Source organism: Curtobacterium sp. VKM Ac-2884, assembly GCF_015350945.1.
GTDB lineage: Bacteria > Actinomycetota > Actinomycetes > Actinomycetales > Microbacteriaceae > Curtobacterium.
On the sequence record NZ_JADKSA010000002.1, the window covers coordinates 718,409 to 731,827 of the forward strand.

The 13,419-nt window shown below is 70.6% G+C and carries 13 protein-coding genes; 8 read left to right on the forward strand and 5 right to left on the reverse strand.

The genetic code is table 11. From position 1 onward, the window contains the following. Nucleotides 1–43 precede the first annotated feature (43 nt). Nucleotides 44–1,486, forward strand: coding sequence for an argininosuccinate synthase (gene argG, locus ITJ60_RS08050; RefSeq protein ID WP_123293324.1), 1,443 nt, complete (start codon nt 44–46; stop codon nt 1,484–1,486). 123 nt (nt 1,487–1,609) lie between these two features. Here the strand turns inward: argG and ITJ60_RS08055 are convergent, their stop codons facing one another. Beyond that, a complete protein-coding gene (locus ITJ60_RS08055) occupies nt 1,610–2,341 on the reverse strand; it encodes an alpha/beta hydrolase (RefSeq protein WP_194647542.1) in 732 nt (243 codons plus the stop codon). 213 nt (nt 2,342–2,554) lie between these two features. Here ITJ60_RS08055 and ITJ60_RS08060 point away from each other — a divergent pair, with 213 nt between their 5' ends. Together ITJ60_RS08060 and ITJ60_RS08065 are read left to right on the forward strand one after the other, a co-directional pair. After that, nucleotides 2,555–2,722 (forward strand): hypothetical protein, encoded by a 168-nt coding sequence (locus ITJ60_RS08060; protein ID WP_159570266.1) that lies wholly within the window; start codon nt 2,555–2,557, stop codon nt 2,720–2,722. Between the two features lie 41 nt (nt 2,723–2,763). Further along, nucleotides 2,764–3,369: a copper resistance CopC family protein gene (locus ITJ60_RS08065; protein WP_194647543.1), complete on the forward strand. Its 606-nt coding sequence runs from the start codon at nt 2,764–2,766 to the stop codon at nt 3,367–3,369. 223 nt (nt 3,370–3,592) lie between these two features. Here ITJ60_RS08065 and ITJ60_RS08070 read toward each other — a convergent pair whose 3' ends face one another. After that, nucleotides 3,593–5,032, reverse strand: a complete 1,440-nt coding sequence (locus ITJ60_RS08070) for an MATE family efflux transporter (RefSeq protein WP_194647544.1) — start codon at nt 5,030–5,032, stop codon at nt 3,593–3,595. A 168-nt stretch (nt 5,033–5,200) separates the two neighbouring features. Further along, the gene (locus ITJ60_RS08075; RefSeq protein ID WP_123340836.1) at nt 5,201–5,638 is read right to left on the reverse strand and encodes a MarR family winged helix-turn-helix transcriptional regulator; all 438 of its coding nucleotides are present in this window, start codon (nt 5,636–5,638) and stop codon (nt 5,201–5,203) included. 418 nt (nt 5,639–6,056) lie between these two features. Between ITJ60_RS08075 and ITJ60_RS08080 the strand changes: the two genes are divergently transcribed. The 3 genes from ITJ60_RS08080 (at nt 6,057) to ITJ60_RS08090 (ending at nt 8,693) form a co-directional block, all read left to right on the forward strand. After that, the gene (locus ITJ60_RS08080) at nt 6,057–6,224 is read left to right on the forward strand and encodes a hypothetical protein (RefSeq protein WP_165901387.1); all 168 of its coding nucleotides are present in this window, start codon (nt 6,057–6,059) and stop codon (nt 6,222–6,224) included. A gap of 40 nt (nt 6,225–6,264) precedes the next feature. Next, nucleotides 6,265–7,092 carry an ammonia-dependent NAD(+) synthetase gene (gene nadE, locus ITJ60_RS08085; RefSeq protein WP_194647545.1) on the forward strand — a complete coding sequence of 276 codons (828 nt, stop codon included), beginning with the start codon at nt 6,265–6,267 and terminating at the stop codon, nt 7,090–7,092. Between the two features lie 143 nt (nt 7,093–7,235). Then, complete coding sequence (locus tag ITJ60_RS08090) at nt 7,236–8,693, forward strand: SPFH domain-containing protein (RefSeq protein ID WP_194647546.1); 1,458 nt, start codon at nt 7,236–7,238, stop codon at nt 8,691–8,693. Nucleotides 8,694–8,726: 33 nt separating this feature from the next. Here the strand turns inward: ITJ60_RS08090 and ITJ60_RS08095 are convergent, their stop codons facing one another. Both ITJ60_RS08095 and ITJ60_RS08100 read right to left on the reverse strand, forming a co-directional pair. Next, the gene (locus ITJ60_RS08095) at nt 8,727–9,188 is read right to left on the reverse strand and encodes a hypothetical protein (protein ID WP_194647547.1); all 462 of its coding nucleotides are present in this window, start codon (nt 9,186–9,188) and stop codon (nt 8,727–8,729) included. Between the two features lie 71 nt (nt 9,189–9,259). Further along, nucleotides 9,260–10,219, reverse strand: coding sequence for a phosphotransferase (locus tag ITJ60_RS08100; protein ID WP_194647548.1), 960 nt, complete (start codon nt 10,217–10,219; stop codon nt 9,260–9,262). A gap of 188 nt (nt 10,220–10,407) precedes the next feature. Between ITJ60_RS08100 and ITJ60_RS08105 the strand changes: the two genes are divergently transcribed. Both ITJ60_RS08105 and ITJ60_RS08110 read left to right on the forward strand, forming a co-directional pair. Further along, nucleotides 10,408–12,462: an MDR family MFS transporter gene (locus tag ITJ60_RS08105; RefSeq protein WP_194647549.1), complete on the forward strand. Its 2,055-nt coding sequence runs from the start codon at nt 10,408–10,410 to the stop codon at nt 12,460–12,462. A 61-nt stretch (nt 12,463–12,523) separates the two neighbouring features. Next, the gene (locus ITJ60_RS08110) at nt 12,524–13,108 is read left to right on the forward strand and encodes a TetR/AcrR family transcriptional regulator (RefSeq protein WP_194647550.1); all 585 of its coding nucleotides are present in this window, start codon (nt 12,524–12,526) and stop codon (nt 13,106–13,108) included. The last annotated feature ends 311 nt before the right edge of the window (nt 13,109–13,419 follow it).

The following is a 13,419-nucleotide window of genomic DNA, read 5'->3' on the forward strand; positions in this document are numbered from 1 at the left end:
AGCAGGTCGTTGTACCGCTTGGACTCCCCGTACGATTGACCCCGTGTCCAAGGTCCTGAGCAGTCTCCCCGTCGGCGAACGAGTCGGCATCGCGTTCTCAGGGGGTCTCGACACCTCCTGCGCCGTTGCCTGGATGCGCGAGAAGGGGGCGATCCCCTGCACGTACACGGCCGACATCGGTCAGTACGACGAGCCGGACATCGACGCCGTCCCGAGCCGCGCGCACGAGTACGGTGCCGAGATCGCCCGCCTGGTCGACGCCAAGAGCGCCCTGGTGGAAGAGGGCCTCGTCGCCCTGCAGACCGGCGCGTTCCACATCCGTTCCGGCGGCAAGACGTACTTCAACACGACGCCCCTCGGTCGTGCGGTGACGGGCACGATGCTCGTCCGTGCGATGAAGGAGGACGGCGTCGACATCTGGGGCGACGGCTCCACCTACAAGGGCAACGACATCGAGCGGTTCTACCGCTACGGCCTGATGGCCAACCCGCGTCTGCGTGTCTACAAGCCGTGGCTGGACTCCGAGTTCGTCGAGGAGCTCGGCGGTCGCAAGGAGATGAGCGAGTGGCTCGTCGCCCGCGGCTTCCCGTACCGCGACTCCACCGAGAAGGCGTACTCGACCGACGCCAACATCTGGGGTGCCACGCACGAGGCGAAGAGCCTCGAAGAGCTCTCGAGCGGCCTGGACATCGTCGAGCCGATCATGGGCGTCGCCGCTTGGCGTGACGACGTCGAGGTCGCCACCGAGGTCGTCAGCATCCGCTTCGAGGCCGGACGCCCCGTCGCGATCAACGGCGAGGAGTACACGGACGCCGTCGCACTCGTCTACGAGGCGAACGCGATCGGCGGTCGTCACGGCCTCGGCGCGTCCGACCAGATCGAGAACCGCATCATCGAGGCGAAGAGCCGCGGCATCTACGAGGCACCGGGCATGGCCCTGCTGCACATCGCCTACGAGCGTCTGCTCAACGCGATCCACAACGAGGACACCGTCGCGTCGTACCACAACGAGGGCCGCCGACTCGGGCGCCTGATGTACGAGGGCCGCTGGCTCGACCCGCAGTCGCTCATGCTCCGCGAGTCCCTGCAGCGCTGGGTCGCCTCGGCCGTCACCGGCGAGGTCACGCTGCGCCTGCGTCGCGGCGACGACTACACGATCCTCGACACCACGGGTCCGGCGCTGTCGTACCACCCCGACAAGCTGTCGATGGAGCGGGTCGGCGACGCCGCGTTCGGTCCGGACGACCGCATCGGTCAGCTGACGATGCGCAACCTCGACATCGCGGACTCCCGCTCACGGCTCGAGCAGTACGCGGCCGCCGGTCTCATCGGCGGTGCGACGGCCGAGCTCGTCGGTGAGCTCGAGGCGGGCGAGTCCGAGGAGATCCTCGGTGGCGCCGTCATCGCCTCGGACGCCGAGGATGCACTCGGTCGTCGGACGGACCTCGCCTCCGAGGGCGCAGCCTTCGACTCCGGCACCGACTGACGAGCGCAGCGCCACGGGACCGGTACCACGCGGCCGGTCACGCGCCGTGGACGCGCAAAGAGCATGACGGGAGGCGCGGTGCCAGCGTGCACCCCGCCACCCGTCCGTCGTCCTGGCGGCGATTCAGGCCGTGGCACTTCCGAGCAGCAGCTCCAGTTGCTCGACGACCAGGTCTGGTCGCGTGATGAACGGGTGGTGCCCGGTCGGCACGTCGACGCTCCGCGTCGCCCGCGCCGCGTGCGCGCGCTGCAGCCCGACGGTGGTGCTGCGGTCCTCGGTGCAGACGAGGGAGGTCGAGTCGACGTCCTGCCACCCTGCTGCCGTCGTCGGCGTCACGAACGCCCCCGCCGACTGGGCGGTCACCCGGTCCCAGGCGGCCTGCTGGGTGCTCGTGTCGGCGTCCTGCAGGAAGCGGGCACCGAAGGACGCAGCGTCGTACCCGGCGACGGCGAGGACACCGTCACCGGCCGGGCCGATCGACACGGGGTCGGGCTCGTCGGCCATGATGCCGGCCTGCGCGGAGCCGACGTCGGGCAGGTACGAGGACACGTACAGCAGGTGCGCGACGGCATCGTGTCGTCCGGCCTCGGCGATCACGGTGCCGCCGTAGGAGTGCCCGACGACGATCGCCCCGTCGCTGTCGTCGAGGGCGGCGCGCAGGGCGGCTGCGTCCTCGGTGAGCCCACCGTCGGGGTGACCCGCCGGGCCCTCGCCGCAGGACGGCAGCGCGACCGCCCGACTGCGGATGCCGGTGCCGCCGCGGGTTCCGGTGCGACTGAGCAGCAGGTCGGCGGTGGGCTGCCACCACCAGGCACCGTCGCGGACCAGGGCGCCGTGGACGAACAGGATCTCCATGCCCCGACGCTACGGCGATCCGGACGGCGGCGTGCGATCGGCCGAGAAGCGCACCGCGCTCGACGGCGTCGGACGCAACCCCTACCGTGGAGGAACTGGATCGGTCATCAGGGACCCGTCGTCACGATGCTCCTCACAGATGTGGGGTCTGGCACAGCGGGTCGATCCGGACGAATCCGAGATGCGCATCATCTCGACGAAGGGCTGGTCGTCATGACCGCCAGGATGCAGCACGATTGGCACCGCCACGGCCTCCGGTCGCCGGAGGACCTCGAAGCCCTCGTGGCCGAGCGCCTCGAAGGAACCGGCCACGCTTCCACCAGCACGGGCGACGCACGGCGCGAGCCGTCCTACGCCGACTTCCTCGGCGAGCAGATCTGATCCGTCCCGGTCCGCTGCTCTACGGCTTGTAGAGTCTGTGCATGCGGACAGGACGAACGACGGCAGCTTCCCTCGCGATCGTCGTCGGAGGGCTCCTGGCGCTCATCGGGGTTCAACCGGCCTCGGCGCACTCGGCGCTCACCGGCAGCTCGCCCGCTGACGGCGCGGTCATCACCGAACCGCTCGACCGGATCGATCTGACGTTCAGCGAGGCACCGCTCGCCGGTCTCGACGCCGGACTGCGGATCCAGGTCACCGACGCCGACGGCACCGACCTGTCGACGGGCGAGGTGACCGTCTCCGGGATGACGATGGGCAAGGCCGTCGACCTCGAGAACGGCGCGTACACGGTGCTCTGGCGGTACGTGTCGCCGGACGGGCACCCGATCGACGGCTCGTACGGGTTCGAGTACCGGGCCGCGGTCACGACGCCGTCCGCGACGACTCCGGCGACGACGGAGCCCACGTCGGGCCCCGTGACGCCCACTCCGACGTCGACCGCGACGGTCACCGGGGCCTCCGATGGTGCGCCCGACTCGGCGCCCGGCATCGCCCCGGGTGTCTGGGTCGCGCTCGGCGCCGGCACGGTCCTCGCCGCCGGGGCCGTCCTCGTGCTCCTCCTGCGCCGCACCCGACGCACTTCGTGAGCAGAAATGGTCGGGTGGCCGAGATCCACGCGACCATTGCTGCTCACCATGCGCCGCGCCCGCGACCCGGACACGCGCCGGACGGGAGGCCCGCCACCCGGCCGCCACGGGCCTCCCGTCTGACGCCGGCCGCGTTCACCCCCGCTTCGTGAGCAGAAGAGGTCGGGTCCTGGAACGGGACCCGACCTCTTCTGCTCACCATGCGAGCGCGCCGCGCACCGCGCTACGCGGCGGCCGGCGCTTCCTCGAGCGCGGCGTCCGCTCGTTCCTCGCTGCCGGCGGCGAGGCCGCGCGCGATCTTCCCGCGCGACGCCAGCCACAGCACCACCGCAGCGGCGAACACGATGACCTCGGTGACGGTCAGTGCCCAGATGATCCCGGCGAGTCCGAACCACAGGTTGCCGACGATGACGATCGGGATGAACAGCACGCCCTGCGCCAGCGACAGCACCATCGCGGGGAGCACCATGCCGGTCGCCTGGAACAGCGAGGTGAGCAACCCCGTGAACCCGTTCACGATGGCGGCGACGAGCTGCGCCGTCAGGATCGTCAGGCCGATCGCGAGGACCGAGTGGTCGCCGGAGAAGATCGTGAACACCTGCTCGCGGAAGGTGAAGACCGCGCCGGAGAACACGAGGACGATCGCGCCGACCGTGAAGGCGGCTCCGCGCAGGGCGGCCCGGAGGCGCGCGGCGTCGCCCTTGCCGAACGCGTAGGCGAGGAGCGGCAGCACGCCGATCGTCACGCCCATCACGAGGAACTCCGGCACCTGCGCGATGCGGACCGCGACGCCCATGGCGGCGAGCGGGTCGTCGCCGTAGGCGGCGGCGAGGTTGTTGAGCACGAGCGTCGTGACGATCAGGAAGGCGGACTGCAGCAGTTCGCCGACGCCGATGCCGAAGACGGGCTTCAGGATGTCGGCGCGGAGCGTGAACCACTTCGGCGCGAAGCTGACGTTCTCGCTGTTCCGCTGCAGCCAGGTCACCCAGTAGGCGATCGACACGACGTTCGCGAGTCCGACCGCCAGTGCTGCACCGCCGACCCCCCAGTGCAGCACGAGGATGAAGAGCACGTCGAACACCAGGTTCCCGATGGTCGACAGGACCAGGCCGATCATCGCCTGGCGTGCGGCACCCTCGGAGCGGACGATCTGCTCGAGGGCGAACGACGAGGCGAGCACCGGGACGAACGCGAGCATCACGGCGACGTACTCGCTCGTGGCGGGGACGGCTGCTGCGTCGGCACCGAGCACGGCGACGAGGGGGCGGAGGAACACGAGCCCGACGACGGCGAGGACGGCGCCGGTGACGACGGCCCCCCACAGCGCGAACGAGGCGACGTGCTTGATGTCCTGCGCCTTGGCAGGGTCGTGCTCCGAGGCGCCGAGCAAGCGGGACATCAGGGCACTGCCGCCGACGCCGAACACACCGCCGACGGCCATCACGATGCCGAGCAGCGGGGTACCGAAGGTGATCGCGGCGAGCAGCGACGTGTCGTGCTGCGAGCCGATGAAGCCGGCGTTGATGACGTTGTACAGGGCGCTGACGACCATCGCAGCGGCCATCGGCACACACAGGTGCACGAGGGCCCGGGCGATCGGGGCGGCGGAGAGGTACCAGCGGTTGGTGGCCGCGGTGGTGTTCTCGGGGGTGGTGGTGGTCATGACTGCCTCCTCGTGGGCAGGGCTGAGGGCGCGACGGGATGCCGTCGCGTGCGGGGGGTGGGGCCGGGAGGCCCGTGGCGCGTCGAGCGCGCCGGTGACGTCGGTCCGTGGGCGGCGCTACCGCGTCGGTGGCGTCACCGGGTCCGCGGCGCTACCGCGTCGGCGGCGCTACCGCGTCGGCGGTGCGAGCTCCGCGGTCACCTTCTGCAGCAGGTGCCGCAGGGTGGCGCGTTCGTCCGTGTCGAGTGGTGCGAGCAGGGTGTCGTCGAGGGCGACCATCGCGTCGGTGAAGCCGGCGATGAGGTCGATGCCCGCCGGGGTGGCGTGCACCGTCTTGGTCCGACCGTTCGTGGCGTCGGGTCGTCGTTCGACGAGGCCGCGCCGCTCGAGGCCCTGCAGGAGGCTCGAGACGCTGGCCGCGCTGGTCCGGGTGATCTCGGCGATGTCGCGTTGGATCGCTCCGGGGTTCTGCTGCAGGTACCCGAGCACGAAGCTCTGCTCGCGGGTGAGGTCCCGATCACGGACCCACTCGTCGGCCGCCTTGCGCTGTGCCCATCCGATCCACCGCATGAGTTCGAGCGGGGTGGTGAGATCCGGTGCCTGCATGATCAGGACTCTAACTGTTTGATCTCTAACTGTCAACGAGGGTCTGACCGTGGTCACCCGCGGTTCGGCCCCGGAACGGGGGTATGGCCTCGGGGTGTGCCACTGGTACCTTGCACAGGAAGACGGCCTCACCAGCCGTCGTCCTCGGTCCGGTGCCGGACCGTTCGGGTCTCCCGTCGTACGCCGGGGGATGGATCAGCAGCGGCGGACCTCCGCCCGGGAAAGGGACCCATGACTCGCACTGCGCTCCGAGCGCGACGCCGCCGGCGTCCCTGAACTGCGACGCGCGCCGGCGGGTACCGGCGTGCGTCTCCACGGGGCCGCGGCGTTCGGGTCGCCTCGGGCCCTCCGGTGCGGTGGCGGTTCGGACCGCCACCGCACCGGACATCCGCACCACCACGAGTCAGTGAGGACCACCGTGCACGATCACGACACCCACCCGCTCGACCGTCGAGTCGGCCCGCCGCACGTCGAGCGGTTCCGGCTGACGCAGAGCGCCGAGACGCTCGGCGTCGTCTGCACCTGCGCGATCGGCGTCGACCACGACAACACGATCCGGCCGGTGGACGCAGAACCCGTCCGCTGAACGCTGTGCACACCGGCGGGTGCAGCGGGATACTGGGGTGGTGCGTGAACTCCAAGCCGCCATCGCCGCGGACCTCAACGTCCAGCCGACCATCGAGCCGGAGCAGGAGATCGCCCGCCGTGTCGGGTTCCTCCGTGACTACCTGCTCACGACCGGCGCGAAGGGGTTCCTGCTCGCGATCAGCGGCGGCCAGGACTCCACGCTCGCCGGGCGCCTGACCCAGCTCGCCGTCGAGTCCCTCCGCGCCGAGGGGCACCCCGCCGAGTTCACGACCGTCCGCATGCCGTACCGCGTGCAGGCCGACGAGGACGACGCCCAGCTCGCCCTGCAGTTCATCGCAGCCGACCCGGGCATCACCGTCAACATCGAGCACGGCGTCGACGGCGTCATGCACGACACCGCTGCCTCGGGCGTCGAGCTGAGCGACTTCGTCAAGGGCAACGTCAAGGCCCGGATGCGCATGGTCGCCCAGTACGCCGTCGCCGGCCAGCGCGGGCTGCTCGTCGTCGGGACCGACCACGCGGCCGAGGCGGTCACCGGCTTCTTCACGAAGTACGGCGACGGCGGTGTCGACCTGACGCCGCTCACCGGCCTGTCGAAGAGCCAGGGACGGCAGCTGCTCGAGCACCTCGGAGCGCCTGCCCGCCTGTACGAGAAGGCCCCCACCGCGGACCTGCTCGACGAGACGCCCGGCCAGACCGACGAAGCGAACCTCGGGCTGTCCTACGCCGAGATCGACGCCTACCTGCAGGGGCACGACGTGCCGCTCGAGGTCGCCGAGGCGATCGAGTCGCGGTACCGCGCGACCGAGCACAAGCGCCAGGTGCCGGCGACGCCGTTCGACGACTGGTGGCGTGCGGGCGCGTAGGCGCCGACGCGACCATCGACAGGAGGCGCGCTGCAGGTGATCCTGCACCGCGCCTCCTGTCCGTCCGCGCGGTCTCCTAGGATGGGAGCCGACGGAACAACAGATGCGGAATCCAGGCTGGCGCCTGGTCCGGAGGGGGAGTCATGGAAGTCCTGTTCGCGCTCGGAGCCATCCCGCTGATCATCGTGGGGATCATCGTCCTCGCCGTGATCGCGCTGATCTACGCGAAGGTCGTGTACCGCAACGCCGGCGCCGACGAAGCGCTCATCATCACCGGCAAACGTTCGCGCAAGGTCAAGAACGACGACGGCACCGAGACCGTCGAGTCCGGCATCAAGGTCGTGCTCGGAGCGGGTGTCCTCGTCCGACCGTTCTTCGAGAAGGTCGCGAAGCTCTCGCTCAGCTCGCGGGCGATCGACATCAACGTCAACGCGCAGGACTCCCGCGGCGTGACGATCGACGTCGAAGCGGTCGCGCTCGTCAAGGTCGGCGAGACCGACGCCTCGATCCGAGCGGCCGCGCAGCGGTTCCTCGGGCAGGAGAAGAAGATCGACGACTTCGCGCGCGAGGTCCTGTCGGGTTCGCTCCGTGCGTCGATCGGTGCGACCGACGTGTCCACGATCATCCGCAACCGCGACCAGCTCACCGTCGCGGTGCTCGACGTCGCGAAGGAGGCCCTGCACAGCCAGGGCCTCGACGTCGACTCCTTCGAGATCAAGGGCATCTCGGACCGCAACGAGTACATCAGCGACCTCGGTCGTGCCGAGCGCGCCCGCGTCCGGCTCGAGGCGGAGAACGCCGAGGCACAGGCCGACCGCGAAGCGCGAGAAGCCCGTGCCACCGCCGACCAGGCCATCGCCGAGGCCGAGAACACCCTGGCGATCCGACGTGCCGCGCTGCAGCTCGACGCCGACCGGGCATCGGCCGAGGCCGCAGCCGCCGGTCCGCTCGCCCAGGCCCGTGCGGCGCAGGGCGTCGTCGAGCAGGAGCAGATCACCGCGCAGAAGCGTGCCGAGCTCCGCCGTGCCGAGCTCGAGTCCGAGGTCTCCGCCGTCGCCGAGGCGCAGGCGCGCAAGACCCGTGTCGAGGCCGAAGCGGCCGCCGGTGCCCAGGTCGAGACGGCCCGCGCCCAGGCCGAGGCCCGTCGGATCTCCGCCGAGGCGATCGCCGCCGAGGCGAAGGCCGAGTCCGAGGCGCGCAAGCTCGCCGCCGACGCCTCCCGTGCCGAGGGTGAGGCAGCGGCCGACGCGATCCGCGCCAAGGGTCAGGCCGAGGCGGACGCCACGAAGGCCCAGGCCGACGCACTCGCGCAGCACTCCGAAGCGGTCTTGCGGGTCAAGGCCATCGAGACCCTGCCGAGCATCGCCCGCGAGCTCGCGGCGCCGATGGGCAACATCGACAAGCTGACGGTGGTGTCCTCCGACGGCGCCGGCGCCCTGTCGAAGAGCATCGTCAGCCAGTTCAGCGAGGTCGACGCCTTGCTCGGGACGACGGCCGGGTTCACCCTGAGCGACATCGTCAAGAGCTCGACGACGGGGCAGGCTGCCGCACGTGCCGTCGTACGCGAGCAGTCCACGGCTGTCGCGGAGCCGGTCGAGTAGTCCTCCGCGGTACCGGGGCGGGCGTGGCGGGGATCAGTCCTCGTCGCGCCCGTTCTCGTCCCGGCGCTCGCGCTGCTGGCCACCGGCGTCCTCGCGCTGGCCGCCGTTGCGCGGGTCCGCGTTGCGCGGGTCTGCGTCGCGCGGGTCCTCGGCGCCGGCAGCGTCGCGCTGGTCGGCGAGCCGCTGCTGCCACACGACGCTGCGCGCCGCACCCTCGAGGATGTCGTCGACGCTCCGTCCGGTCTGCGCCGCGAGTGCCCCGCTGAGTCCGGCGGTGAGGGTCCCGCCGGCCGATGCCAGTCGCTCGACCACCTGTTCTTGGCGTGGCGTCAGGGGTTCGTCGACCATCTCGTCGATGGTGTCGCGGATGTTCTGCTCGCTCGCGTCCAGTGCCGCCTCGTCACCGGAGTGCAGCGCTGCTGCCTCTCCGACGACGACGAGACCGAGGCGCGCGGCGTCGTCTTCGGGACGCGGAGTGCGGTGCTCATCAGTCATGCGGGGGACCGTACGCTCCGTGGTGCCGCGCTTGCTGGACAGACGGGGTACCCGACGCCTGTCGTTCGTCGTCAGTGCGGTGTCGTGTCCCACCGGCGGAGCAGCCACTCCGCAGCGGCCAGACCCTCGCGCCGTTGGAAGTCACGGATGGTCGGCATGTTCGGCGGTGCCGGGGGCAGTGCGTGCTCGAAGAACAGACCGGCGAGACCGGCGAGCACGGCGTCGACCGTGGCGGCGGGCACACCGGTGAACACCGGGTGGGTGGCGAGGTGGTGCTCGACGTCGGTGTCCTCGCCGCGGACGAGTGTGTCGATCAGGTAGGTCAGCGGGTCGAGCCAGTGCGCACCGATGCTCGCCCACGGCCAGTCCACGACCCACACGACCCCGGAGCGGTCGACGAGCAGGTTGTCGGCACGGCAGTCGGCGTGCACGAGGTGCTCGCCGTCGACGAGGGTCGCTGCCCGGGCGGCGGTGCGGGCGAAGTCGGGGCCGGCGGCGAGCACGTGCGCCGGAACGACCTCGGCGACCCGGTCGGACAGGGTGGGGTCGCCGAGCATCCGGTCCCAGGCGCCGAACTCGTGGCGCAGGTCGTCGGCGAGCCGGGGGAGCGTGCCGAGGTCGCCCGTCGCCGACGGCAGGGTGTCCAGCGCATCGAGCACCGCCGCGGTGTCCCTGCCGTCGAGTGCTGCCCCGGGGTGCTTGCCCGCGATGTCGTCGAGGACCAGGACGACCCACTCGTCGCCGTCCACGATGGCATCGAAGGCGTCCAGCAGGGGCGGCGCCTGCACGGTCGACGGCAGCTGCGCCACCACGCGGGCTTCCCGGCGGTGCAGGGCGAAGGCATCGGCGTTCCGCGATCGCGAGACCGTCTTGACGAACGCCCGTCGCCCCGTCGCCGTGACCACACGGTCGGCACTCCCCGGCGACCACCCGGCGGTCTGGGACTCAGTGTCCGTCACCGCGCCGCCGAGGGTCTGTTCCACCCGGTCGCGCAGGACCGCCGGCACGTCCGTCCACGCAGTTCGCCCCATGCCCGACGACGCTACCTGAGAAGCCGTTCACGAACGTGCACGGATGGCAAGTTTGCGCTGGCGGCAAACGTGCTCGTGATGTAAAGTTGCAGCGTCTGCAAGGTTGACCCGCCGTTCGACGGCCCGCCACACACGCTCCGGCGTCCCTTGCTCGCACGACGACCACCACGCACCCCTGAAGGACCCCCATGTCTACTGCCACCGCACCCGTCGAGGTGTCGCGCGGACGACACGACTCCCCGGCCAGCACGCCGGGCAAGCCGATCATGTCGCACCGTCAGATCCTGCTCGTCATCTACGGCCTCATGGCCGGCATGTTCCTGTCGTCGCTCGACCAGACGATCGTCGGCACCGCGATCCGCACCATCGGCGACGACCTGCACGGTCTCGACCAGCAGGCCTGGGTCACGACCGCGTACCTGATCGCGTCGACCATCACGACGCCGATCTACGGCAAGCTCTCCGACGTCTTCGGCCGCCGGCCGCTGTACATCTTCGGCATCGCGGTCTTCATCCTCGGCTCGCTGCTCTCGACGATGTCGACCTCGATGATCATGCTCGCCGCGTTCCGTGCCTTCCAGGGCATCGGCGCCGGTGCGCTGATGTCGCTGCCGCTCGCGATCATGGGTGACATCCTCGCCCCGCGTGAGCGCGCCAAGTACCAGGGCTACTTCCTCGCGGTCTTCGGCATCTCGTCCGTCATCGGCCCGCTCATCGGCGGCCTGTTCGCCGGCGCGAGCACGATCCTCGGTGTCACCGGCTGGCGCTGGGTCTTCCTGATCAACGTGCCGATCGGCGTCGCGGCGCTCCTGATGGTCATCGCCTTCCTGCACCTGCCGAAGTTCGGTGACGCCAAGGCGAAGCCGCGCATCGACTGGTGGGGTGCCACCTCGGTCATCGCGACGCTCGTCCCGCTCCTGCTCGTGGCCGAACAGGGCCGCACCTGGGGTTGGGGTTCGGCCGGTGCCATCGCCTGCTACGTGATCGGTGCGCTCGGGCTCGTCGCCTTCCTGGTGATCGAGACCCTGATGAAGGACGACGCGATCATCCCGCTCAAGCTCTTCCGCTCGGGTACGTTCTCGATGGCCACGATCCTCGGGTTCCTGGTCGGCTTCGCGATGTTCGGCGCCATGCTGACCATCCCGCTGTACCTGCAGATCGTCACGGGGCTGACCCCGACCGAGTCCGGCTTCGCGACCCTGCCGATGATCGGTGGTCTGATGATCGCCTCGATCGCCTCGGGACAGATCGTCGCCCGCACCGGTCGCTACCGGATCTTCCCGGTGATCGGCACGGCGCTGGTCTCGGTCGGCTACGTCGTCCTGACGTTCATGACGATCGACAAGCCGCTCTGGTTCCTGATGATCGGCATGTTCCTGATCGGCCTCGGCCTCGGCCAGCTCATGCAGAGCATCACCCTCGCCTCGCAGAACTCCGTTCAGCCGCGGGACATGGGTGTGGCGACGTCCTCCGCCACGTTCTTCCGCCAGATCGGTGGAACGCTCGGTACGGCGGTGTTGCTCAGCATCCTGTTCTCGATCATGCCGGCGAACATCCTGCACGCCACCGCGGACCAGAAGAACCTGTCCGGTGCGCTCGACGCCGCCCTGAACCCGACCGTCGCCACGGCGAAGGCGAACGCGGGCGTCATGGAGCAGATCTGGAACCCGATCGTCACCCCGGTGAAGTCGCAGGTGCAGTCCGGCCTCGACCAGGCCACGACGCAGGTGACCACGGCCACGGCCGGCGCCCCGGAGGCCGTGCAGCAGCAGGCCCTCACCGCCGCAGCCGACAAGGCGCACGCCAGCGTGCAGGACGGCAAGCTCGTGGTCGATTGGTCCGACGCGTCGCAGCGCTCGTACTGGGTCGGTGAGCTCGCCCCCGAACTGTCGAAGCAGATCGACAAGGGAGCCGGCGACGGCAGCAGCTCGAGCAGCGAGACGAGCGACACGTCCTACCTCAACGGTGCGACCCCGGCGCTGACCAAGCCGTTCATGACCGGCTTCAACGCGTCGGCCGTGACCGTCTACTGGGTCGGCTTCGCCGTGATCCTGCTGGCGTTCATCCTCAGCTGGTTCTTCAAGGCGCCGCCGCTCCGCAAGAGCTCGGCCCTGCAGGAGCAGGCCGACCAGGCCGGCACCGCCGACGACCTCGAGGTGCAGGCGGTCAAGGCGGCCGACACGATGGGGTCGCCCACGGCCCCCGTCACCGGATCGATCCCCGTGCAGCGGGACCGCGCGTAGGACCGGCCACCGGGGCCTCTCGTCACCAGACGGGAGGCCCCGACCCGCACCAGGAGCAGCAGTGAGCACGATCGAATCGCACCCGGCAGGCGACAGCGGCCTGCGGGAACGCAAGAAGCAGCAGACCCGGCACGCGATCCACCAGGCCGCACTGGCCCTGGTCTCCGACCGGGGCCTCGCCGGTGTCACCGTCGAGGAGATCTGCGCGGACGCCGGCGTCTCGCCCCGCACCTTCTTCAACTACTTCCCGTCGAAGGGCGACGCGGCACTCGGGCTCCCCGAGAGTTCGGTGCCCGAGGCGGCACGGCAGGCGTTCCTGACCGCGGGGGGCACGCTCGTGTCGGACCTCTGCGACCTCGTCGCCCGGACGGTGACACTGCCAGCGGACCGCCGGCGCATGAAGGAACTCGTGCAGGCGCGACCGGAGATGGTGCCCGCGATGCTGCAGTGGATGGCGCGTGCCCGGCTCGCCGTGTTCACCGTCGCCGCCGAGCGCACCGACGTGGACTCCGCACGGACCGCGGTGACGCTCGTCATGGCGGCGCTCATCGAGTCGGCACACCGCTTCGCCGACGGCTCGCGCGACGAGCTGGCGGACCGCCTCCGCGGCGTGGTGGCCGAGATGGGCCGACTCGCCGCCGCCTGAGACGCGACCACGGACGGGAGGTGGGCCCCACCGGCCGGTACCGACGCGACGCGCCAGCGGCGCGGCGGCCGTGTCCGGAGGGACGGTGCGGGTCCGACCCGCACCGCGCCTCCCGTCCCTGGTCCGGTCGCCCCGCCGAAGCGACAGATGCGCGCGCTCCACTGTCGACAGTGCCGCGAGCGCGACAGATCCCCGCGAACAGTTGGCGGGGATCTGTCGCTTTCGCGGATCGGCCACGCCGCCGCAATCCACGCCGACGCGACGCGCAGCCATCCGACGACTCGGCCCCGTTCGAGACCAGAACGTGACGA